This window comes from Dokdonia sp. R86516 (genome assembly GCF_044596715.1).
GTDB lineage: Bacteria > Bacteroidota > Bacteroidia > Flavobacteriales > Flavobacteriaceae > Dokdonia.
Genome location: NZ_CP138998.1, coordinates 2,802,799 through 2,826,669, shown reverse-complemented (window position 1 = coordinate 2,826,669; position 23,871 = coordinate 2,802,799). Strand labels below are relative to the sequence as shown.

Here is a 23,871-nt window from a genome sequence, read left to right as displayed (position 1 = left end):
TGGCTTTTTTATATGAAATTTACTAGAAGTCGCAGTATCTAGTACTCTCTTAATGCTTTTACGTATTCACGTAATTCATCTTCATTAGTTTTTTTATCTACATCTCTAATTAGGCAAAAGAAGTAGTGTAAGCTTTCTTCAGGAGTGCTTTCGGCAGGATCTGCAGCTGCAATAATCTCCTCGTTTTCATCTTCAATGTCATCATCTGCAGGAATAGGTATTGCAAAAGTTCCTGTTTCCTCTATATGTTCAGCAGCAAGGCGTGTAGCTTTGGCTAATAATGGTAGCTGCTCAGTAATAGTATGAGGGCGAAGTGCTTTAAGGTCTTCAACCACTGTATTTGTTATAATTCCGTTTTGAGCAACATCTCCTATGAGTTTTTTGATCAAGTTTACGGCTTTACTATCTTGAAGTGTATTCATTGTAAAATGATGATTTATATATGAAGTTGGTATTGTTGCAAAAATAGGTTTTTGATTCGCTTTTTACGACTATTTTTTATTATAAATTCGCAATAACTTATCAATTAGCAATGAGTAAACGGGCGTTAAAAAAGCAAATTTCCACACTGAGTAATGTAGAGCTTCAAGAGCAAATTATGGAGCTTTACGAGCGCATACCTGAGGTGAAGACCTATTATGACTTTGTTTTTAACCCCAAAGAAGATAAACTCGTAGACGAGGCAAAAATTAAAATAAGTAACGAGTATTTCCCTACCCGACGTAAACGCCCTAGAAAAAGACGTTCTATTGCTCAGAAGTATATTAAACACTTTAAAACACTGGGCATGAACCCGCTATTACTTTCTGATGTGATGATTTTTAATATTGAAATCGCTCAGACGTTTGAACAGTCTAGTCCGGGACAACCAGAAGCATTTTATAAAAGTATGCTCAACTCATTTAAGGAACTCGTGCAGTATGCTACTTATCATCATTTATTAGAAGAACTAGGAGAGAGAATAGAGCGCATCGTTTCTCTAGCAGAAGAAAGTAAATGGCCTAATGCCGATATGTTTGACGAGGCAGCAGACCCATCTTAAAGCATACTCTTTTACCTATTTTAATTAAATATGACATAATTTTTAAAATTGTGTTAAGAATTCTTGCAGTACGCTTTCGCGAAAGCATAAAAATCCCTTAGTTTTGCAAGATTCACTTTTAACCGAAGAAACCTACACTTTTGAGCGACGCTATTCAAGAAAAAGAAACTCCAGAAAAAGAATTATACGACTACCAACTCAAGGATCTTGAGGCTGTTTTTAGCGTAATGGATCGTACATCAGAAGATTATAACTTGTTATATCAACTACCTACCGGTGGTGGAAAAACGGTTATTTTCTCTGAAATAGTGCGTAATTATATAAAAAGAGCAAATAAAAAAGTAGTAATCCTCACGCACCGTATTGAGCTTTCTAATCAAACATCAAGAATGCTTAACGAGTTTATGGTCCCTAACATGATCATAAGCAGTGATGTAAAGACGCTAGATGATAGCGAGGACTACATGTGTTATGTGGCGATGGTAGAAACGCTTACAAACAGATTGCAAGAGGAACAGATGAACATGGAAGATGTGGGTCTTGTCATAATTGATGAGGCGCACTATAACTCTTTTAGAAAACTCTTTAGCTACTTTGAAAAGGCTTTTATTTTAGGGGTAACCGCAACTCCACTAAGTTCTAATATTAAGTTGCCTATGAAAGACAACTATAGCGAACTTTTAATAGGGGAGAGTATACCTGCTTTGATAAAGAGAGGGTTTTTATCTAAAGCAAAAACTATAAGCTATAACGTAGGTTTGAGTTCGCTTAAACTTGGTATTAATGGTGATTATACAGTAAAGTCGTCAGACATACTGTACACAGATACCGCCATGCAGCAAAAGCTGTTAAGTGCCTATGAAGAGGAATCTAAAGGAAAGAAAACACTAATATTTAATAACGGTATTAATACCTCGCGCTATGTCTATGAGACTTTTAAAATGGCAGGGTATGATATACGTCACTTAGATAACACAAATAGCGCAAAGGAAAGAACAGAAATACTTGACTGGTTTAAAAATACTCCAGATGCGATACTTACTTCTGTAAGTATTCTTACTACTGGTTTTGATGAACCTACGGTAGATACTATTATCTTAAATAGAGCAACAAAATCACTTACGCTATATTTCCAGATGATAGGTCGTGGATCGCGTATTGCACCAGGTAAAACTACATTCAAGGTTCTTGATTTAGGAAATAATGCTGCACGTTTTGGACTTTGGGAAGCACCAATAGACTGGAAGGAGATTTTTGCATACCCAGATTTCTATCTTGAAAACCTAATTGCAGATGAGGAGATAGAGCGCAACTTCACCTATGTGATGCCTCCAGATTTACGTAAGGAATTTGCAAATACTGAGAATGTTTATTTTGATATCAAGAAAGAATATAAGCGTGTAATCAAAGAAGGGCTCAAGGCAAAAACAGCATTAGAAAATGCTATCGAGCAACATGCAGAAATGGTGATTGAAAATAGTGAGGATGTTTTTGATGCGAGAATCCTTGCACGTAAGTTAAAGGATGATATCGCTTACCGTGTACGTTTATATTCATACAGTATTATGAATAATACTAAAAATTATAGAGACTGGTTACAAGAGGATTACGAGCGTAAGTTAAAGCTTAGAGTTAATCAGATTTGTAGAGAGCGAGATATGTAATCTCTTGAAGAAATTATAACTATTTACCTATAAAAAGAGCCCAGAAGTTTAAACTTCTGGGCTCTTTTATTTTTGAGAATGATTAATTTCTATAATTAGAACTTAGCTTTTCTGCTCTGCGGCATATGCTTGTACTTCGTCAAGAACACGTAGTAAATTAACACTCCACAGTTGTTCGATTTCTTGTTGTGTATAACCACGGCGCACAAGCTCTATAGTTACATTCATAGTTTCTGATGCGTCACTCCATCCTTCAACGCCGCCGCCGCCATCAAAGTCTGATGAGATACCTACGTGATCAATACCTATCTTTTCTACGAGGTAATCGATGTGATCTATAAAGTCTGTGACATCTACGGCAGGAGGAAGATCTGTGCGTTGTGCTAGTTTCTTCTTCTGTGCTGGAAGTAACACGTTTGTGTAGGTCTCATAGTAAGCCTTTCTTCCAGCTTCTGGTAGTGCTCTCGCTTCCTTGCGATCGAGCCATGTTACACCTAGAGAATCTGCGATATTTTTTATTATTTGATTTGCTTCGGCTTGGTAGGCGTCATTTTTTTCTGTGTTTAAGTAGCTTTTAAATGCAACTGTTTGCACAACACCACCGTTATCCTGCATCCATTGCAATTGCTCATCATCAAGATTACGGCTATGGTTACATAATGCCCTGGCAGAAGAGTGAGAAGCTATAATAGGAGTCTCACTTAGCTCAATCATCTGGCGCATGGCTTCCTTGCTAGGGTGTGATACATCTATCATCATGCCTACACGGTTCATCTCTGCAATAACCTCTTTTCCTAAGTCACTTAGTCCATTGTGCAGCCATACATCGTCGGCTTCACCGGTGTTACTATCACTTAGCTGACTGTGTCCATTATGGGCTAGAGACATATAACGACCTCCTAGATTATAAAACTTCTCTACATTAGAAACATCTGTTCCTACTGGATATCCATTTTCTATACCTATCATGGCTACTTTTTTACCAGATTTCCAGATATCTCTTGCTTCTTGAGAAGTCGTAGCTAGCTGTATTTGCTCTGGAGCAATCTCTTCACATAGTTTATGAATGGCATCAAACTTTGACATTGCATTCTCATAAGCGGCTTTGTAACCTTCTTCGTTAAGCTCTCCTTGACCTGTATAGACCACAAACCACGGCACGTCTAGACCTCCTTCTTGCATTTTAGGTAAGTTTACCTGTGATGCCAGGTTTTGTGTATAGTTTACGGCGTCTGTAAAGTTATCTACGTTTATATCACAATGCGTGTCTAGCGTCATCACGTTGCTGTGTATTTCTTTGGCTTTTGCTAGTACTTCGGCCTCCGTCATTTCTTTGGGTGGTTCTACTACTTTTTTCTTTGATTCTTGACAAGAAAACATCGCTAGTATACAAGCGGTAATGGTAAGGGATCTAATCATTGGTTATTATGGTTTTTGAAGTTCCTAAGATACTGAAATTGAGTGTTCACATTTTCGCGAAAGCGCAATTATATCAAAAGTTTATAAAAAGCTGTGTGTCATACCATATACCGTTTTCATCTTGTATGGATGCGATGCTTGTATGTGTAGCATTACTTTCTATGGCTTTCTTGTGCTTAGGGCTATTGAGCCATCCTCTTACAACTCCTTGTGCTGTTCGGTAACCTTTACCTACGTTTTCACTCACATATTTGGCGCCTTTATACTTTAAGTAATCACTTCGCTTAAAGAAGTTATCATGACTCATAAGCCGCTTGTCTACCATATAATTAGTGTGATCAAGGGCTTGTTTTTGAGATAGGGTAGTGGTTCTCAAGACGCTCATTCCGAGGGAGTCTCGGTAGTCATTTACGAGCTGTAAGATAGCAGCTTCCCTAGAGCTATCACTAGGTCTGTTACTCGTAGAAGTAATAGGCGGACTAGTAGTGGTGTTAGATTTCTTTTTCTTTTTACAACTGGCAGTAAGCACTACCAGAACGAGTAATACGTTTAAAATTCTCATATTTAGATACTTATGGTTAATAGTAGCTAAGTTATAAAAAAAAGAAGACCCTAGCGCTTATAGCAACTAGGGTCTACCAAACTAACCAACCAAAAATCTAATTCTTATCCTCTTCTAGATCTCGTAGATGTGCTTCTACTTGACTTGCTATTTGAGCTTCTGCTTGTGCGCTGCGGTGCAACTTTACGAGATGAAGATCGCTGAGAGTTTACTTTACTTGAGCTTCTACTCTTAGTAGATACCGCTCTTTTTTGTGAGGTACGAGGTGCAGCTTTAGACTGTGTACGTGATCCTCTATTTGCCGCTACAGACTTAGTACTTCTGTTTGTAGTACGCGTTGTAGGTCTTGTAGTTCTAGGAGTACTCTTACGTACGCTATTTCCAGATCTAGAAGATGCCGTAGGGCGTTGTCTAGGTGTAGTAGCTACTGTAGGTCTTCCTCGTTGTGTTTCATTACGATTAGAGATTACAGCACGCTTGTTTGTACTTCTTCTTGATGTTGTAGTAGCAGTACCTCTCTGTGCACCATTACGGCTAGTAGATTGTGCTACACGGCCATTTCTACTTGATGTATTTGCGCTAGATGTTCTACGTGCAGAAGTATTATTTCTTCTTGTAGTAGTAGTGTTAGCACCACTTGCAACGCGTCCTGTGTTTGCTCTTGTAAAGCGAGCGTTATTACGATCTACATTATCACGTCTACCATTATTGTGAGCTACACGACCTCTATCTGGACGTCTAAAGTCACGGCGAGCATTTGCATACCCATGGTTGTAACCTCTGCTATAATTGTTTCTATGGAATGCATAGTTATAACGTACTGGTGTGTAATATCTTCTATATGGTGTATTAAATACTAGACATCTGTTAAAAACTGGTCTGTAATAATAGTTGTGATACGGGTGGAATACATAATTTCTATTATACACGTTGATGAAGCCTGTATAGTGAGAAAATAATCCGCGGTTGTTGTAATAAATCTGTAGTCCTCCTACGCGAGATATTCTGTTGTTTCTATAGTTGATACGTACGTCACCTGCTTGTGCTAGGCGTCCATAGTGATCATAATATAGGGGAGTGTTTTCTATTTGTATCACAGCTCCATACTCATCATATTGTACGTATGGATCGTAGTCAAAACCTGTGTTAAAGCTTATTCCTACTGGGCCAGCATTTACAGAAAGACTTACGCCTTCTACATACTCTGGTATGTAAAAATCAAATTCTCCATCTGGAAATACTGAAAACTCGATACCGTTTTCTACAAAAATATACTTGCTACCGTCATATACGGTACCGCGTCGTATCGATGTATCTTCTACTGCTGCATAGGTACTTGCCGAGAAGGTAAGTAGTCCTATAAATAATAATGCAAGATGTTTCATAATGTTCGTTTTTAATTAATTGTGTGGATTGATGTTCACGATTAGGTAATTACAAGTAGCGTGCCAAAGTCTAAAAAGTACATTATGCTAGGTAGGAGGGAAGTACCGCTTTCGCGAAAATTCTAAATACACAAAACACTTAATCTGTTGAATAACAGTTTTGTAAATTGGCGAAAACTGATTACATCAACGTTGTTGCTATTGTTTCGTTTTAATTCTAATAATGGCTATGTAATGGAACCTATCTACTCTCGACCCATTATAAAATAGCTCCTATGAAATCAATACTGCTCACTTCTTTCTTATTATTAAGTACAATATTTACAGCAATCGGTCAATCTCCTACGGTGATTGAATTATTTACATCACAAGGATGTAGTAGTTGTCCACCTGCAGATAGATTGATAGCTCATCTATCTAAAGAACTTAATGAGGAGGTTATTATTCTTTCTTATCATGTAGACTATTGGGATTATATAGGCTGGAAAGATCTTTATGCATCTGCTAGTAATACAAATCACCAATATGAATATGGTCGTACTTTTAATATAAGGAGTGTGTACACGCCACAAGCAGTTATTAATGGTCGTAATCATGTGGTAGGGTCTAATGAAAGAGAGCTCAGGGGCGCAGTAGCTAGTGAAACTAGTCGTATTAACAAGTCAAGAGTTACTATTGCTTCAGTTGCGCGTGTTGCGGAAGGTGTTACTATTCAAGCAAATTTTAAAGAGCTTCCAGATAATGCTATAATTATGTATGCTCTCACTGTAAAGGAAAAAACGACGATTATAAAAAGAGGAGAAAACAGAAACAAAACCTTAAAAAATACGCACATCGTTGCAAATTTTAAAAAAGAACAAGCTTCTTATAATCAGCAAGAAGTGATTCTAAGTATTCCTTCGTGGGTAGCAAAGGATGACGACATTACAGTAGTTATTTATGTTTCAGAACCAGAGAACGGCATTGTAGCATCGGCAGCTCAAAACGTTAAATAACTCTGAATTAGCATTTTGATTAACAACTAGCTATGGTGCTTTAAAATACCTTTATCAAAAAAAACATAAAGCTATGAATACTACACAGAACAAAAAGCACGCAGACTTTCAAGACGCACACAGAAGATCTTCAAACTTTAATCGTACCATCCCAAAAGAAGAATTTGAGATTAAAGGAAACGGAGATGTTTTATTAGAAAACGAGTAAAATCCATACAATTACTTGTTTATTTAACTAAGCCAAACCAATTACAAAGAGCCACTACCATATATATGTTAGTGGCTCTTTCTTTTTACAGCGAGAAGATACCTTACTCGTTAAACTTCTCTAAAGACAACTCTTAAATACTATTAAAGTGCATCTTAAGCATATGATCTCCCTCTAATTTTACAACAACAAAAAAAATTATTACCAATGGAAAGAGAAATAAAAGGAGGATTTAGAACCATAAATCCTCATACCGAACAATCAATTAAAGAATATACATATTTTACAGATGATCAGGTTACAGAAGCGATAGACAACTGTCACGAGGCTTTTAATGACTGGAAAATGCAATCGCTTGACGATAGAGCCACTGTAATAAAGAATATAGGAGAGCAACTAAAAAATTATAAAGATCAACTTGTACAACTCATGACCGATGAGATGGGTAAAACCATTGAACAAGGTAAAAGTGAGATTGATCTTTGTATTGCTATCACAGAATACACTGCAAAAAATGGTGTAAAAGAATTACAACCCATAGAACGAGCACTAATGGATGGCGGAAAAGGTATTATATCATATGCTCCAGAAGGAGTTATATATAGTATCCAGCCGTGGAATTTCCCAACGTACCAGCCACTTAGAGTTGCCATTGCAAACTTACTAGCGGGTAACGGGATATTACTAAAACACGCTCAGAATGTAACGGGAAGCGCATTATTAATAGAAGAGCTTTTACTTAAGGCTGGTGTGCCAGAAGGACTCTTTAAAGTGCTTGTGATAGATCACGTACAGTCTGATAAGGTGATAAGCAATGATAAAGTTCGCGGAGTTACATTTACAGGAAGTTCTGCTGGAGGAAAAATCATAGCAAAAACTGCGGGAGCATCTATTAAGAAGACAGTGTTAGAGCTGGGAAGTAATGATGCATACATCGTACTTGATGATGCAGATGTAGAAGAAGCCGTAAAAGCTTGTGTACAAGGTAGAATCATAAACAATGGTGAGACTTGTATTGCTGCAAAACGTTTTATCGTAGTAGATAAAGTGTATGATGCATTTAAGGAAGGCTTTGTACAAGGAATGAAAGATGTGGTCATGGGAGATCCTAATAAAGAGGGAACACAACTAGGACCAATTGCTCGTAAGGATTTACAAGAGTTGCTAAGCGACCAAGTAAAAGAAAGTGTAGAAAAAGGAGCAAAAATTGAAACAGGAGGAGAAATACCAGATGGTAGCGGTTATTACTACCCATCTACGGTACTAAGTAACGTAGAGCCTGGACAACCAGCTTATGATGACGAACTCTTTGGCCCAGTGGCTTCTTTAATTAGAGCGAAGGATAATGAAGATGCAATGCGCATAGCAAATGATAGCCGTTTTGGACTAGGAGGAGGAATTTTCTCTAAAGATGAAAAAGCAGCAGTCAAACTAGCACAAGAGCACTTTGATACAGGAATGATATTCATTAATTCGTACGGACTTGCACAGCCTATGATGCCTTTTGGAGGAGTAAAAGACTCTGGATATGGTAGAGAGCACGGAGGATTCGGGATTAAGGAATTTGTAAATGCTAAGTCAGTACTTTTAGTAGAATCTGAATAATATGAGTTATCAGTCATCTTTTATGAAGCAGGCCATTGCGCTAGCTAGAGAAGGTAAAGATACAGACGGTGGCGGCGCTTTTGGCGCCGTCATTGTTCGTTCTGGGCAGGTCATTGCGGCTTGTCATAATCTCGTGGGAGGTTCGCAAGATCCTACGCAGCATGCAGAGTTACGCTGTATACAGCTAGCATGTAAAGCGCTTGGTACAAAAGATCTTTCAGATTGCGATTTGTATACGAGTTGCGTGCCTTGCATGATGTGTTTAGGCGCAGCGAGATGGGCTCGATTTCAGCATATTTATTACGGAGCTTCTGCTGCGATGGCAAAAAATGCTGGCTTTATCTATAGCGATATGTTTTATGCTAGAGATATTGAGGCACGTGATCAAGAGTTTAACATGCAACAGTTTCTTGGAGAAGAGGCAGCTGCGGTGTGGAACGAGTGATTATGGAGTTACGCTTTCGCGAAAGCGTACTAAAAACCATTACAATGATATTAAGGCTTCAAGACAACCGTTCTTGGAGCCTTTTTCTTTATCCAAAACAGAATACAGAGTGAGATAGCGGCACACGAAGAAAAACCAATGAAGAGTGGGAGCGTGGTCTCCTCAACAAACCGACCTATAAATGTACTGATGGGAACAGCCATAAGTGTAGAAATAAGTCCTGTAATTGCCGCTCCTATACCAGCAATGTGACCTACAGGCTCCATCGCTAATGCTCTAAGGTTACCAAACATAAAACCTATACAGAAAAACTGCATCGCAAAGAACCCTATGAGTACATACACCGAAGGATGCAGCACATCATTAAATAGAATTACATATAATATGGACACGATAAAGAAGCCTATGAGCGCACCGGTGACTATTTTTTCCATCCCAAAACGCACGACAAAGTTGGCATTGAGTAAGATGGCAGCGCCTATAGCCGAGGCAAGCCCAGCGAAAATGTAAGGAAACTCATCTACGAGGCCGTATTGATTTTGAAAAATTTGCTGACTAGCACTTATGTACACAATAAACGAACCAACAATAAAACCTTGTATAATCGTGAATCCCATGGTGCGCTTGTATTTTATAGTCTCGCGGAAACCCCTCGTTATGCGCTCCATAGAGAATGGAATTCTGTTTGCTGGTTTGAGTGTCTCTTCCTGGCGCCTCCAGAACCATAGCATTACAAAGAGGCTTATTATTACCTGTACTAAGAAAATCGCTTGCCAGTTCCAGATGTCCAGAATCACTTTACCCATAGCGGGAGCGATTATAGGAACAAGTAAAAAAACTACTGTGACAAAAGACATGATACGCGCCATATAATCACCTTCATAAAGGTCTCTTATAATAGCAACACAGATAGTACGCGGCGCCGAAAGTCCGATGCCCTGTAATATCCTGCCTAATATCATTACTTCAAAACTACGTGTGTACATACATATAAATGAAGCGATTATAAAGACGGTAAAGCCAAAGTAAACAGAAGATTTTCTACCTTTAGCATCGGCTAGTGGTCCAAATACGAGTGGTCCCAGGCCTAGACCTAAGAAAATCATGCTTATAAGTAGCTGATTATCGGCGGGAGTTTTGGTTTGTATCGCAACACCTATAATATCAAGTGCTGGAAGTAGGGCATCAATAGATAGTGCGGTGACAGACATTAAAGCCGCCATAAGTGCGATAAATTCTATTTGCGATCCTTTCGTTTTTTGCATTCGGCAAAAGTACAAGAATGCCTTACGAGCGATGGTCGTTTTATGTAAAATCTAACACCGTGTTAACACCCCACAAAGGAATAGTTTTTGCTACCTATTTAATAAAACTGCATCTTATGAAGAAATACATCATCATCATCCCGTTTCTTATACTCGCAATCGCGTGTAAAACTAAGCAACCCATGACGCAGCAAGAGCTGGCAACAGCAAGCCGTGTGCAAGAATTAATAGACAATCGTAAGATTAATATTACAGCAACCTGGGCGTACCCGCTGGCAAGTAATGTGCTCAACCAACTAGCAGTAAATAATGGGCTAGGGGCTGGTAATAGCGGTAGCCGTATCAATTTACTAGGTAACGGCAACTTTCTTAAAATATATAATGATAGCGTGAGCGCTTATTTACCGTATTATGGCGAGCGCAGGATGGGCGGTGGTTACAACTCATCAAATGGCGTGGAATTTTCTGGAATTCCTAAATCCTTTGAAATTACCAAAGACAACAAAACAGATCGCACAGAAATGAAATTTTCTATATCTCGAGACGCTGAAACCTATGAGGTGTTCATAGAATTTTTTAATACCAAGAAAGTTCAGATTTCTGTAAACAGCGTTCAACGTTCAAGCATTCGCTATGATGGATTTATGGATTTAGTTACAGAATAATGTTTTTATAACGCTTTCGCGAAAATATGAACAGATAATACTGAGTCTGTTTGATTTCAAATAAACAGACAGCGTTTATTTACGTAGCATTGCCATTACTCCAAAAACTTAAGAACCTTTGCGTGTATGCTTTTATAATTTCTCTTTGTGAACTAGAAGTAGGAAGAAGAGAGACTGTACAGATGGTTATTTGTTTTAGGATTTGTACAGAGTGCAAACGGTTAATCAAATATTCTATTTGACATAATATAAATTATAGTACAAATTGATATATGAGTAAAATGGCGAATAGAACCTTTTCGGTTCTATTTTACATAAATGCAGATATAGCGCCTTTAGGTCTATATCGTCAGCATTTATGTAACAGCCCTTTTACGGACTTATTGCTATAGTGGATAGCGCGCTTTTCAGCGCTATTTGACATAGTTACAGATATAGCAACACCACAGGTGTTTTATATCGATAGTAATTATGTCAAAACTCTTTTTCGGACTTACTGCTATAGTTGACTTTAGAGGATTCATGAAATCCTATAACTAAAACCTTGTGAGTAATTATGTCTGACCTCTTTTGTGCATTAATCAATGCAAGCACCTGCAAAATACTTCGTTTTTTCTTTTGGTTATAATTCGCTTATATGGGAAAATGTGCGGGATGGTTTTGTTTGAGCGATTTTTTGGGGATCTTTCCGCTGTTTATTATTTTTTGTTGATAGCTTGAATATTATGTAATATAGAAATAACATAGTATTGATTTAGCTCCTTTCATTTTTTTCTTTGATGAAAAATGAAACAGAAAAAACAAGGCTGCACAAAACTTTGGAAACTTGGTGCTCAATCGCTATATTCTAGAAAACATTGTAACTGATTAAGATTGTTTTGAACTAGTCTTAAACATTATAAATATGTATTGCTAGCCCTCTAAAATATGACGCTCCTCTCTCCTGTTTTTATAGCTAAAATTTTATGAGGTCAACAACTTACTAATTAAATATTGAACTATATACTTCATCAGAATTAAAGTCAGGAGAACCTTGCCTGCTATAATAATTAGAATATCTTGATATAATATCTTTCAAAAAAGGCATAGAAACAGTCGCAATCCTTTTACATTCACCTTTTTCTAATTTACGTTCAACTGCTCTAACTCCAACTGTAGTTTTATCTTGAAAATCAATTAAACCAGCTTCAATATCATTGTGCCTAGGAATAAAATGAAAATTAGATTTAGAGTTGTTCTGTATAAATCTATTTAAACGCGCGCGATTTCTATTATTAGCACTGGTTTCTCTCGTTAATAACTGATAATTTTCAACTTCGTTTTTTAATTCTTTTATTTTGCAAAATAAAATTCTTCGAGTATTTCTGGTTCCATCATGACGAATGACAATATCACAAGAAGGAGTCAAAACAATGTAGCGTGTACCTAAATATTCAACTATATCACCTGTAAATATGTTTTCTTTAATTGGTTTTGTTATATAAAACTCACTTGGGTGATACTTTGCTTCATCAAGATATTCGAGCATATGAAGGATTGTATATCGCAGTAAGGATTTTTCTTTTTGCTCGGAATTTCTTGAATTATCTTTAGACCACAAGTCAATTGACGTTGATAAATTATCCCAAAATATTTTATCTAAATATTTTTCAATTTGACCTTGTTTTCCAATAATTTTAAGAATTCCAGTTTCTTGAATTTTAATTATGTCGCTAAAAACTTCATTGTAATCAATGCCGTCTTTAGTTTTAATCCTTAAAAAGTCTGATTGAATAAAATCCGGACTTACATCTCCGGGAGTATTAGTGATAATATAAACAGGAAACCGTCTTTTAGTGTAAATTTGATTTACTAAATTATTTCCTTCTTCAGCACTTAAGATGTCTTCTGTAGATAACTTTAAATCTATAAATGCAGCAGACCATTCCTTTTCTTCTAATTCCTTTAGACCTTCTTCTTCGGTAGTTTTGACAACTGGATTTATAACATGATCTCCATCATATTCCATATTCAAGGTCCTTATGGTATCCTGATAAGCTTGAATATCATTTGGATCGTTTTCTACTATTAGAATATCAATTATTGCCATACTACTTTTTAATTTCTAATGTGAAATATGCTCCTACATCTATATCATGGACCAAAATTTTCCCATTAAGCCTTTCTGCAGATTCTCCAGCTATTGGTAAACCTAATCCTGTTCCATTTACTTTTTTAGAAAAACCTGGATTAAATATTGCTGCACTTTCGATATCATCTTTATTTATACCTGATCCATTATCCTTATAATGGACTATAATATCCTTTTTAGTTTCTTCAATAAAAATTGAAATTTTCTTGTTATTTTTATTTTGTAATTCATTTAACCAATAAATACTATTCTCTATCAAATTAGTAAATATGATAATCATATCTTCTTCCCATCCCTTAAGTAAAAGAGTTTCTTCTCCATTTAAATTAAATTCAATAAAACTTTCTTCAAAGGTTGATTTAAATATTGCTGCTGCTTTACTTATAGCTTTTAAAATTGAAAAATCTTTTTTATCACCTTTGTTTTGTTTTGCCAGTGGATCTAATCTTTTAAACAAATCTGAAAGAAAAGCACTTTGTTCTTTATAGTTTTCTAATCTATCTAAAATATCATCGTATATATCATCATTCCAATCGCCTTTGGATTTATAATGTTTCAGCCATCTAGATAAATTTGGAGATTGTTGTTTAAAATAACTTACAGGTTTCCTTCCTTCATGCAATAATACTGTAACAACTTTTCCTAATGTTGCTTGCCCTTGATATATTGCAATAGTCTTTTGAATATTGTTTAGAAGTAATGATTTTTTTTCAGCTTCTTTTTTTATTAAAGACTTTATTTCATTAATTGTATTGTCATCAGCCTTTAAAGAGTCTAACTTTTTACTAACATCTTTAGAAAGACTTTCAAAATCAAATAGTTCTTCAAGTTCTTTTTTTGTAGTATCAACTTTCCTTCCTTTTCCTGTTTTCTTTCTATAATTAAACCTTCTCGATTCAAGTTCACTGATTACTGTTTGTAGAATTTCGACTAATCCAAAATAATTTGAATCTTCTTTCAAACCATCTCTAGCACTTTTTTCTCTTAAGCCCGAAATTTCTTCAGGCGTAATTTCTATAAATCCAATAACTTGGTTATTACTAATTCTAAATGACGGATTTTGAATTCTTCTTTTATCTAAATCAAGCCAATCAATCCCTCCGTTACCATATGGCCTGATTCTAAAACTTTCTCTATATAAATTGACACCATAAGCCTCATCTAGCATTAGTCTTGCTTCCCTTTTGCCTATTGCTAATTTTGTGATTGGGTCAATCAATCCTTTATCAATTAGGTTTGAAATAGCTTCAGGATCTCTATCAAATACACGAAAATCAAACTTTATCGGACCACAATAATTTAATTCATCTTGTAATTTTAAATTAAAGGAAATGTTATCATGTACCGAATTTTCATCATAATTATTTTCATATGTAGCCTCTAAATTTCCAACATCATCAACTACTCCACTAATTCGATAATCAAAAAAATTGCTTATTGGTAGTGCCTCAATCTCAAAAATTTGATTATTATATTCTTCAAAAGGACAATTGATAAAAGCAAGATTAATATTAAAAATTTCATCCTCAATATTATCTTTTAATATTGGTGATTTTAATTTTCTTAACTCTCTTGTTAGTTTTAATAATTCTTGTCTTCCCCATTCATTAAGTTTTTCACCTTTAGCTTCAATTACTAATTTAGTGCCTGATCTTTTTTTAGTAATCTCTGTATCGACTTCAATTAAAACTTCCTCCAAGAACTCCTTTTCTTCAAAAACATCCCAATTTATCTCAACACTCGTTTCTTCACCTAATTCATCAATTGAATTTAAATTAAGTTTTTGTCCTAAAATAGCAGCTGCATATCTACCTATTCCTTTTCTCCCTTGAAAATTTCTTCCTTTCGGACTAGATTTTTCTTTTAATTTATTGTCAGTTGCAGGCACAAGCCATTTTGTCAAAATAGTCTCCCTGGACATGCCATGACCATCATCTAATATTTCAATTAGTAATTTTTCATCCTCATATTCAAAAGTTATGTTAACATCATTTGCATCCGCATCAAATGAATTTTTAACAAGCTCTATAATTGCTGCATAAGAATCACCAATTAAGTCTTCTCCAATTGTAGTAATTAGTCTTGCTGCTGGTCGTATATTATATAAGTTATCGTTTTTACACATTATAATAATTTAATAATTTTATCAGCAATTTCTTTTGCCATTAATGGAGGTACTGCATTCCCAATTTGTCTAAAAGCTGCACTTCTTCCTCCTTCAAAAAAGAAATTATCAGAAAAGGATTGAATTCTAGCAGCTTCTCTTACAGATAAAGAACGAACTTGTTTTGCATCAGGATAAATATAATGATGACCATCTTTAGCTATATGAGCAACCATTGTATGTGATAAACCATTTGCATCAACTACTTTAAATCTATCTAAAAAAGATTTCTCGTTTTTATGTGTTTTTAATTCAGCAGGCAAATCTGGATATTTCAATCTCTCATTATTTTTCCATTTTTTGATAGCAATTTTATAAATCTCTAAATCTCTATCATTATGCGGTCTAGCAATATGTTGAGAAACAAATTCAACTCCATTTCGTAATCCAAATTGATTCAAATAATCAGTAGTGTCTGTTTTATATTTAGTAATATTTTTTTGTTCTCCTGGCTTTAGTTTTTTTAAATCGGTTAGAATATCTCTAACCTTAAAGCTATGCTCAATTTTATCAAAAATTGGATACTCAAAATCTATATCTTTCCTCCAACCAATTAATATTACTCTTCTTCTTTTTTGGAGTACTCCAAAATCTTCTGAATGTTGAATTTTATAGTCTAAATTATAACCGATTGAACGGAAATATTTTTGCATATTTTTAAAATACAAACCTTTTTCAGCAGAAACAAGCCCTAAAACATTTTCAAAAACAAATGCTTTTGGTCTATAATTTTTTAAAAATTTAGCATATTCTTTATATAGGAAATTTCTAGGATCATCTTTCATTCCTCTTTTATCTCTTGCTCTACCAACTAAAGAATAAGCTTGACAAGGTGGACCACCAATAACTAAATCAATTTCATTATTTCCAGCCAATTCATCAATCTTATTAAAGATAATATCATTATTCTTTCCTCCAATTCCAATGTTTAAAACTGAATCTGATAAAAAATTATCTCCAAATTTTGATATAAAATTTTCACGTGAGATTTTTTTATTTAAATAATCATAGTAATGCCCTAGGTTATTTTCTTGGTTTAGCTTGTGATAAACTAGTCTAGTTTCTAATGTATTACAGGCATGAGAATCAATCTCAACATGTGCAATAGGATTAAACCCAGCTTTAATAAAGCCTTCAGAAAGTCCACCTGCACCAGAAAATAAATCGATAAAATTCATATCGTGAATATAGTAATAATAAAAAATGTTACAATAACTTCATTTAGAATTATTAACACACTTATCCACTCCACTACTCTCCTATCTTCGTTTCGTAAAAAGAGTTTTCCATGAATATTGTAGAGAAACATTTGTCGAGAAAAAAATAAAGGGAATAAAGTATTAAACTTTGGCTTTTTACCAAAATTCAAGTGACCTAACGCAGAACATTTTAGTCCAAATTGATATATCTAGAAAAAGGGAGGATAGCACCCTTTTCAGCACTATTTGAAATAGTTACAGATAAAACGACATCGCTAATCCTTTGTTCATCTACGTAAAGAATCTTTCATGCCGACAATCACCGTCCAATTTATTTCCGTAATGTCCCCACCACAAAAGCGCTTAACTACCCACATAAAAGTCCAAGGCATATCACTGCTCACGTACAGTTTTTATTTACCTTAGAATAGATGTTGATTGCTTAACAAAGAGGAAGTATGAACTCTATGCGGGAGGTTGTGCATTTTTTTAAGTCTAGATAGTATCTGTACAGTGTACATTCTCCTCTATGATAGCCTCAAGCGCTTCTTTGTTTATAGGCTTATTGATAATATCACGTATGCCCACATTGTGGCATCGTTCTTTTACCTCGCTTATTTCTAGAGCTGTTAAGGCTATGATGGGTATATCCTTATTTTCTGAAGAGATAACTTCTGAGGCTTCAAATCCGTTCATCACGGGCATATTGAGATCCATTAAGATGAGATCAAAATGGGTGTTGCGATATTCTTTTATAGCTTCTTCTCCATTTACAGCAACGGTACAGTTGTGACCTAGTGTGCTTATTAGTTTTTGAGTTACTAGTTGATTGATTTTATTGTCCTCAACCACTAGTATTTCTAGACTCTTAGATTCAGAAATCACCGGTTGCTCATCAATCTCATTTGCAACTTCGCATGCTAGGATAAACGAGAATTGCGATCCTACTCCTACTTCACTTGTGACAGATAATTTACTCCTCATAACTTTCATCAAGGACTTAACGATAGGCAGTCCAAGACCAATGCCGTATGAGGTGTTTTCTTCTGTATTAGCTTGTTTAAAACTATCAAAAATGACTGCTAGATTTTCTTTAGAAATGCCTGTTCCTGTGTCTGAGACTTTAAAAGCGATGTGATCCTTACCTTTTTCTCTTTCAGCTAAATTTACACTGAGCGTTACAGTACCATTCTTTGTGTTTTTAAGCGCATTATCAATGAGTTTTAAAAGAACCTCTGTGAGATTAGTTTCATCTAAGATGTAGTAGCTAGAAATCTCATCTGCAATTGCTAGTTTTAGTTCCGTTTTTTGCTCGTTTGCTAGATAATGTATGGAGGTGGTAATATTCTCTAAGAGGTTACGTAAATGAACCTTTGTACACTTAATCGTAAGGTTGTTAGACTCTACCTCATTAATCTTCAATATATTATTTACCACCGATTTTAAATGATCTCCAGAGAATTTTAAAGCATTTAAAAGACCTTTATTTGTCTTAATAATGGAAGGGTTTTCTATAAGCATCTCCGTAATACCTACCACTCCGTATAAGGGTGTTCTCAAGTCGTGACTAATATTAACTAGTAGCTCAGATTTTAATTTGTGGGCGTGTTCTGCTTCATTTTTTGCTTGTAATAGTGCTTTATTATTTTTTTCAAGTGCTAAGAATGACAACCGCCTTTTGTGATTATAAAAGATTAAAAAGGCGGTACTTAAAAATAGCAGCGCACTAATACCTCCTATAAAGATAGCGTTAGATTTTAATTGAGACGATTCAGCCTTTTGTTGGAATTCCTTTACTTTAAAATCTGCTTCAACTTGCTCTATTTGGAGATTTTTTACCTCATTAAAATCTAAGTCTTTATAATAGAAATGTTTTCTAAGGCTTTCCAGAGCCGCATCATATTCTCCTAGCTCTTGATGTATCTCACTTTTAAAATCATAAATATCTATGAGTTCTCTGGTGAGGCTATGCTCCTCTCCTATTTCTAGTGCGTTATTGATAAAGCTGAGCGCCAGTCTATGATCTTCTTTTTGGTTGTGATAAATAGCAAAGTTCAACTGCTGTAAAAGCCCGTAGATTGGGTCTTCTTTCTCAATGAGAGGCAACAACGTATCGGCTTCTAGAATGTAAGGATATGCTTTATCTGGATCTTTAAAATTTAGGTACATACCCGATATATTGTAATAGGTATAAAAGGAATGCTCATTTTTGCCTGCCTCTAGTGTGTATACGATAGACTTTTCAAAGTAAGCAGCAGCCTCGTCTGCCGTGGTTATATCCATTGAGTATATATTACCGAGACCGTTGAGTGAAGCTACGTTTACAAAGTAATCATCTGTTTTTTTACCGAGTGCGAGGTTATAGTACTTTTTCGCGGAAGCGAAATCTTTTATAGCTTGATAGGTATTTGCCAGACTCACATAAGCCTTTGCCTGTAAGGTTTTATCCTTACCTTGATTTGCATATTGCACGGCTGATGTTGCAAATTTTAATCCATCCTTATAATTCCCGTTTATGTTTTCCTCCTTAGAAGAGGAAATTAAAATATCCACGCTATCTATATCGCCACTAGCGCTATTTTGTGATAAAATAGGCACGCAATAGCAGTATACAAATAGGACTAAAAGTAGCTTGTTTTTCAACTTAAATAACTTTTGGGGCAGTAGTAAGATAGCAAAGAATAATTTAAAAGTCACTGGAAAAGACATTATTACGATAAAATGCACACAAAATAAATAATTGTTACTTCTTTATTTATAGATGCTTAAATCTAATATTCAGTAATTATATGTGAGCTGTTTTTGTATTGTTAAGAGAAATATACGTTATAAAGAATCGGCTTATTTTTTAGAATTCACCAACTAAATTTTCTGTAATTCAAAATTGTTTACTGTAAATTTTAAGTAGACAATTTTCAAAGGATTGATTTTTTTACTATATTACAGAGACAACTACTTCATATTTAAGTTATTATAACCCCTAATTGTAATTACATTTTATATAAGTTTTGAGCCTTAGAAACGTAATTAAGAATCTAGATGAAAATCAAGTATTCTTAATTATTGTACTTGTATTATATTCTTAACTAACCACCGCCCCATATGAATAGTTTTGATATTAATTTTTTAATAGTATCCTCATTTACCGCCATCTTTGGTGTTTTCGGAGTATATCACTTTGTTTCTTATTTAATTTTAAGGCACAAAATTCTGTGTCACTATTGTATCATTCTTTTTGGACTTACACTACATTGGAGTTGGTCACTTTTTCCAGACGGATTTCTTCCTGAGGTTATTCAAAAAAATGGATCACTTATTTCTGCAATGACTACCACCTTTGGATTTTTATTGTTTACAACCAATTATTTAAATATTCATCGCGGCAATCATCCTAAAATATCACGTAGTTATACTTTTTTAAAATATAGTACAGTTATAATTCCAATTCTTTTTGTTCTCAATATTCTAACTATCCATATTCCTTGGTTACATAGTTCGCTCGTAATGTCTGCAGCCATTACTGCTTTGCTATCTGTACTTTTGAATATTTTCTCTGGGATTCGCTTATTTAATGAAGAGCGTTTTAATAAATACTATTTGTATGCGTATTCCCCGATGCTGCTCTCTTCAGTCATCTATATAAGTGCATGGTTTTTAAAGGAAAACTATAATGTTGATAGGGAGTTTATCGTATTCATTACGTCATTACTTATTACACTCCAACTTATTTTATTTTCTATTCTCGTTAGTTATAAGTTTAAGTTTATAGAAAAGTCTAACATGAGGACGCAGGTAGAAACTAATAAAATGCTTGCTCTAGAAGTAGATAAGCAGACGAAAGATCTACAAATTGCAAAGCAAGATGTAGAGAGTAAAAATCGCGAACTTGAATCTGTCAATTCTCTTAAAAACAAGCTGTTTTCTTTGCTTACACATGACGTTAGAGGACCGCTGCATAATATTTCTTTACTGGTCAATCTACTTGAAAACCAAATAGAGGACAATGAACTAAAAGAAATCTCACAAAGTCTCAAAAATGAGTTGGATGAGAGAATTGCCATGGTAAGCGCCTTATTAGACTGGTCATATAATCAGCTAGAAGGAATTAAACTCAATAAAAAGCAGTGCGATATTGAAGAAATATTTAATACTATGGCTAAGCAATTTCAACGCCCAGCAAAAGAAAAGGATGTAAAGCTATTATTCGAAATTGAAACCCCTACCCTATTTATTGATGAAAATATGTTTAAAGTGATATTACGTAATTTGATTTCAAACGCCATAAAATTTAGTACAAAGAATCAAAATGTCATATTATCAAGCAAAAAAGGGCCTGAGGGTATTGAAATAGGCGTACAAGATTTTGGTGTGGGAATGACAACTAGCTGGCATAAAAATCTAGTTAAAGATTGCATACCAAAAACAACATTAGGCACTAAGGGAGAACAAGGGACTGGATTTGGACTACTCATTACAAAAGACTTCGTAGAAATGAATGGAGGCGAACTCTTCTGTACAAGTACACCCAATGAAGGCACCCATTTTGTAATGCGGTTTCCGGTGAGTAATAGCTGATTTATGCTATATCTATAAGGGTTTATTAGGTATTTTATAAGTAAAAAGATTACGTTTCCAATCCCCATAAAAACCTACCAACCAAAACATAACATTTTAATTTTTTTACATTTTCTCTCGTCTAATTGAGAATAATTATTACTTTTAAAGTCTAAACTTTAGGAGTAGCTATTAAATTAGTTTGAGAAAAATCCTTAGAACCTGATTTGGTTAATACCAACGTAGGGAAAAGTTAGAGGTAGTGCATTCCTGCATATTTCCTCTATTTTTAATTCTATCCTTCTCATTCCTTTATCGTTTATATAACCGAGGCACTATGCTTCATAATTGTATTAAACATGATAAACATAAAGGTCAATCAAACCTCGTATCAATTTCCAGCACAGGTCACACTAGACCAGATTCTCACGCAACTCGACATTTCGGTTAGTGGGATTGCTGTGGCTATTAATGAGCGCATTATTACCAGATCACAATGGGTTTCCACCGTTCCTGATGATGGTGATGCGGTTCTTATTATCAAAGCCACACAAGGTGGATAATAGCGACTTCTAGGTACTTCAAGAGTAAGAAAACATCATTAATTAATCCAGAAAGATGAAAAATAGAGACACTGCGCCTAAGCAAGGCGGCATTACCAGAAATCCATTTCCTAATTCAAAAAAAATCTACGTAAACGGTAAGATTTACCCACAGATTAAAGTGGCTATGCGTGAGATTACGCTTAGTGATACTGTGGACTCAATGACCAAAAGGAAAACGTCAAACGAGCCAGTAACGGTGTATGACACTTCTGGTCCATACACAGATCCAAGCAAAGAAATCGATATACACAGCGGTTTAGAACGCATCCGTGAGTCGTGGATTCTAGAGCGCAATAATGTAGAACAATTAGACAGCTACTCCTCTACCTATTGCAATGAGCGTCTTAATGATAAGAGTCTAGACCATATGCGTTTCAAGCTTTTAAAGAAACCTATGCGTGCAAAAAAAGGTGAAAATGTCACGCAGCTGCATTATGCAAAACAAGGAATCATCACTCCAGAAATGGAGTATATCGCTATTCGCGAAAATCAGCGTATCGATGAGATGACGGAGATTAGAAAGCAACATAAAGGAGAACATTTTGGCGCGTCTATTCCTGATAAAATCACGCCAGAATTTGTACGCTCAGAAGTTGCAAGAGGTCGTGCCGTAATCCCTTCAAACATCAACCACCCAGAAGCAGAGCCTATGATTTTAGGACGTAATTTCTTGGTGAAGATTAATGCAAATATTGGAAACTCGGCAGTTACCTCGTCCATTGAGGAAGAAGTAGAAAAAGCCGTGTGGGCATGCCGCTGGGGCGCAGATAATATCATGGATTTATCTACGGGTGAAAACATACATGAAACCCGCGAGTGGATCATACGCAACTCCCCTGTTCCCGTGGGAACGGTTCCTATTTACCAAGCATTAGAAAAAGTAAATGGCGTTGCCGAAGATCTTACGTGGGAGATTTTTAAAGACACGTTGATTGAGCAAGCAGAGCAAGGCGTAGATTATTTTACCATACACGCTGGTGTGTTATTACGTTATGTGCCTATGACCGCAAATCGTGTGACGGGTATCGTCTCTCGCGGCGGATCTATCATGGCAAAGTGGTGTCTTGCCCATCATAAAGAGAGCTTTTTGTACACACATTTTGAAGATATCTGTGAGATTTTAAAGCAATATGACGTTGCCTTTTCTTTGGGTGACGGTTTACGCCCTGGTTCTGTAGCAGATGCAAATGATGAGGCACAATTTGCTGAGCTAGAAACGCTGGGCGAACTCACAAAAATCGCTCGTAAGCATGATGTACAGTGCTTTATAGAAGGTCCTGGTCACGTCCCGATGCACATGATTAAGGAAAATATGGAGAAGCAGATTGAAGTATGCGATGAGGCTCCATTTTACACTTTAGGGCCGCTTACCACAGATATTGCGCCTGGATATGACCATATTACCTCTGGAATTGGTGCTGCCATGATAGGCTGGTACGGTTGTGCGATGTTGTGCTACGTTACTCCTAAAGAACACCTTGGATTACCCAATAAAGAAGACGTGCGCGTTGGTGTGGTTACTTACAAACTAGCTGCTCACGCTGCAGATCTGGCCAAAGGTCACCCAGGTTCGCAACATCGAGATAATGCGCTGAGTATGGCGCGTTTTGAATTTCGCTGGGAAGACCAGTTCAATCTTGGGCTCGATCCAGAGCGCGCTCGTGAGTATCACGATGAAACCTTACCAGCTGCTGGAGCAAAAGTGGCTCACTTCTGCTCCATGTGCGGACCAAAATTTTGCTCCATGAAAATTTCTCAGGAAGTAAGAGATTTTGCTGCTGTAAATGACATAGTTGATAACGAGGTCATCCAAAAAGGTATGGAAGAAAAGTCTAAAGAATTTAAAGCCAAAGGTTCCGAAGTATATCTGTAAAAAAGATGTGGGAGTTCCCACGCTGCAAAAGCGTGGGCAGGCTTTCCACTACAATCTTTTGCCAGAAAAAGGCAAAAGGATTTTCATTAC

Annotated in this window: 19 protein-coding genes and 1 riboswitch; of the genes, 10 read left to right on the top strand and 9 right to left on the bottom strand. The window is 35.7% G+C overall.

Annotation, left to right across the window (positions count from 1 at the left end):
* Positions 1-38: 38 nt before the first annotated feature.
* Positions 39-422 carry a hypothetical protein gene (locus SJY23_RS12635; RefSeq protein WP_013752154.1) on the bottom strand — a complete coding sequence of 128 codons (384 nt, stop codon included), beginning with the start codon at positions 420-422 and terminating at the stop codon, positions 39-41.
* 110 nt (positions 423-532) lie between these two features.
* Here SJY23_RS12635 and SJY23_RS12630 point away from each other — a divergent pair, with 110 nt between their 5' ends.
* Together SJY23_RS12630 and SJY23_RS12625 are read left to right on the top strand one after the other, a co-directional pair.
* Positions 533-1,042: a DUF6155 family protein gene (locus SJY23_RS12630; RefSeq protein WP_396596622.1), complete on the top strand. Its 510-nt coding sequence runs from the start codon at positions 533-535 to the stop codon at positions 1,040-1,042.
* A 140-nt stretch (positions 1,043-1,182) separates the two neighbouring features.
* Positions 1,183-2,706 carry a DEAD/DEAH box helicase gene (locus tag SJY23_RS12625; protein WP_035336883.1) on the top strand — a complete coding sequence of 508 codons (1,524 nt, stop codon included), beginning with the start codon at positions 1,183-1,185 and terminating at the stop codon, positions 2,704-2,706.
* 102 nt (positions 2,707-2,808) lie between these two features.
* Here the strand turns inward: SJY23_RS12625 and SJY23_RS12620 are convergent, their stop codons facing one another.
* From SJY23_RS12620 to SJY23_RS12610, 3 genes are all read right to left on the bottom strand, one after another.
* On the bottom strand, positions 2,809-4,125 hold the full coding sequence (locus SJY23_RS12620) for a dipeptidase (protein ID WP_396596621.1): 1,317 nt from the start codon (positions 4,123-4,125) through the stop codon (positions 2,809-2,811).
* A 73-nt stretch (positions 4,126-4,198) separates the two neighbouring features.
* On the bottom strand, positions 4,199-4,687 hold the full coding sequence (locus SJY23_RS12615) for a CAP domain-containing protein (protein WP_396596620.1): 489 nt from the start codon (positions 4,685-4,687) through the stop codon (positions 4,199-4,201).
* Positions 4,688-4,791: 104 nt separating this feature from the next.
* On the bottom strand, positions 4,792-6,072 hold the full coding sequence (locus SJY23_RS12610) for a hypothetical protein (protein ID WP_396596619.1): 1,281 nt from the start codon (positions 6,070-6,072) through the stop codon (positions 4,792-4,794).
* A 275-nt stretch (positions 6,073-6,347) separates the two neighbouring features.
* Between SJY23_RS12610 and SJY23_RS12605 the strand changes: the two genes are divergently transcribed.
* From SJY23_RS12605 to SJY23_RS12590, 4 genes are all read left to right on the top strand, one after another.
* Positions 6,348-7,067 carry a DUF1223 domain-containing protein gene (locus SJY23_RS12605; protein ID WP_396596618.1) on the top strand — a complete coding sequence of 240 codons (720 nt, stop codon included), beginning with the start codon at positions 6,348-6,350 and terminating at the stop codon, positions 7,065-7,067.
* A gap of 73 nt (positions 7,068-7,140) precedes the next feature.
* The gene (locus SJY23_RS12600) at positions 7,141-7,275 is read left to right on the top strand and encodes a hypothetical protein (protein ID WP_262485445.1); all 135 of its coding nucleotides are present in this window, start codon (positions 7,141-7,143) and stop codon (positions 7,273-7,275) included.
* 207 nt (positions 7,276-7,482) lie between these two features.
* Entirely contained in the window at positions 7,483-8,880 is a 1,398-nt protein-coding gene (locus SJY23_RS12595; protein WP_396596617.1) for an NAD-dependent succinate-semialdehyde dehydrogenase, read from the top strand.
* Between the two features lies 1 nt (position 8,881).
* Entirely contained in the window at positions 8,882-9,325 is a 444-nt protein-coding gene (locus SJY23_RS12590; protein WP_396596616.1) for a nucleoside deaminase, read from the top strand.
* A gap of 50 nt (positions 9,326-9,375) precedes the next feature.
* Here SJY23_RS12590 and SJY23_RS12585 read toward each other — a convergent pair whose 3' ends face one another.
* Positions 9,376-10,605 (bottom strand): multidrug effflux MFS transporter, encoded by a 1,230-nt coding sequence (locus SJY23_RS12585; RefSeq protein ID WP_396596615.1) that lies wholly within the window; start codon positions 10,603-10,605, stop codon positions 9,376-9,378.
* A 101-nt stretch (positions 10,606-10,706) separates the two neighbouring features.
* Between SJY23_RS12585 and SJY23_RS12580 the strand changes: the two genes are divergently transcribed.
* A complete protein-coding gene (locus tag SJY23_RS12580; RefSeq protein WP_396596614.1) occupies positions 10,707-11,255 on the top strand; it encodes a DUF4251 domain-containing protein in 549 nt (182 codons plus the stop codon).
* Between the two features lie 982 nt (positions 11,256-12,237).
* Here SJY23_RS12580 and SJY23_RS12575 read toward each other — a convergent pair.
* From SJY23_RS12575 to SJY23_RS12560, 4 genes are all read right to left on the bottom strand, one after another.
* Positions 12,238-13,344 (bottom strand): hypothetical protein, encoded by a 1,107-nt coding sequence (locus SJY23_RS12575; protein WP_396596613.1) that lies wholly within the window; start codon positions 13,342-13,344, stop codon positions 12,238-12,240.
* 1 nt (position 13,345) lies between these two features.
* Positions 13,346-15,511 carry an ATP-binding protein gene (locus SJY23_RS12570; protein WP_396596612.1) on the bottom strand — a complete coding sequence of 722 codons (2,166 nt, stop codon included), beginning with the start codon at positions 15,509-15,511 and terminating at the stop codon, positions 13,346-13,348.
* Positions 15,511-16,728: a DNA cytosine methyltransferase gene (locus SJY23_RS12565; RefSeq protein WP_396596611.1), complete on the bottom strand. Its 1,218-nt coding sequence runs from the start codon at positions 16,726-16,728 to the stop codon at positions 15,511-15,513. The genes SJY23_RS12570 and SJY23_RS12565 overlap by 1 nt, the downstream gene beginning before the upstream one ends.
* A gap of 516 nt (positions 16,729-17,244) precedes the next feature.
* Positions 17,245-19,347, bottom strand: coding sequence for a response regulator (locus tag SJY23_RS12560; RefSeq protein ID WP_396596610.1), 2,103 nt, complete (start codon positions 19,345-19,347; stop codon positions 17,245-17,247).
* 504 nt (positions 19,348-19,851) lie between these two features.
* Here SJY23_RS12560 and SJY23_RS12555 point away from each other — a divergent pair.
* The 3 genes from SJY23_RS12555 (at position 19,852) to thiC (ending at position 23,781) form a co-directional block, all read left to right on the top strand.
* Positions 19,852-21,324, top strand: a complete 1,473-nt coding sequence (locus SJY23_RS12555) for an ATP-binding protein (protein ID WP_396596609.1) — start codon at positions 19,852-19,854, stop codon at positions 21,322-21,324.
* Positions 21,325-21,474: 150 nt separating this feature from the next.
* Positions 21,475-21,569: riboswitch (TPP riboswitch) on the top strand.
* 93 nt (positions 21,570-21,662) lie between these two features.
* Positions 21,663-21,866, top strand: coding sequence for a sulfur carrier protein ThiS (gene thiS / locus SJY23_RS12550; protein ID WP_144784070.1), 204 nt, complete (start codon positions 21,663-21,665; stop codon positions 21,864-21,866).
* Between the two features lie 55 nt (positions 21,867-21,921).
* Positions 21,922-23,781: a phosphomethylpyrimidine synthase ThiC gene (gene thiC, locus SJY23_RS12545; RefSeq protein WP_396596608.1), complete on the top strand. Its 1,860-nt coding sequence runs from the start codon at positions 21,922-21,924 to the stop codon at positions 23,779-23,781.
* Positions 23,782-23,871: the final 90 nt, after the last annotated feature.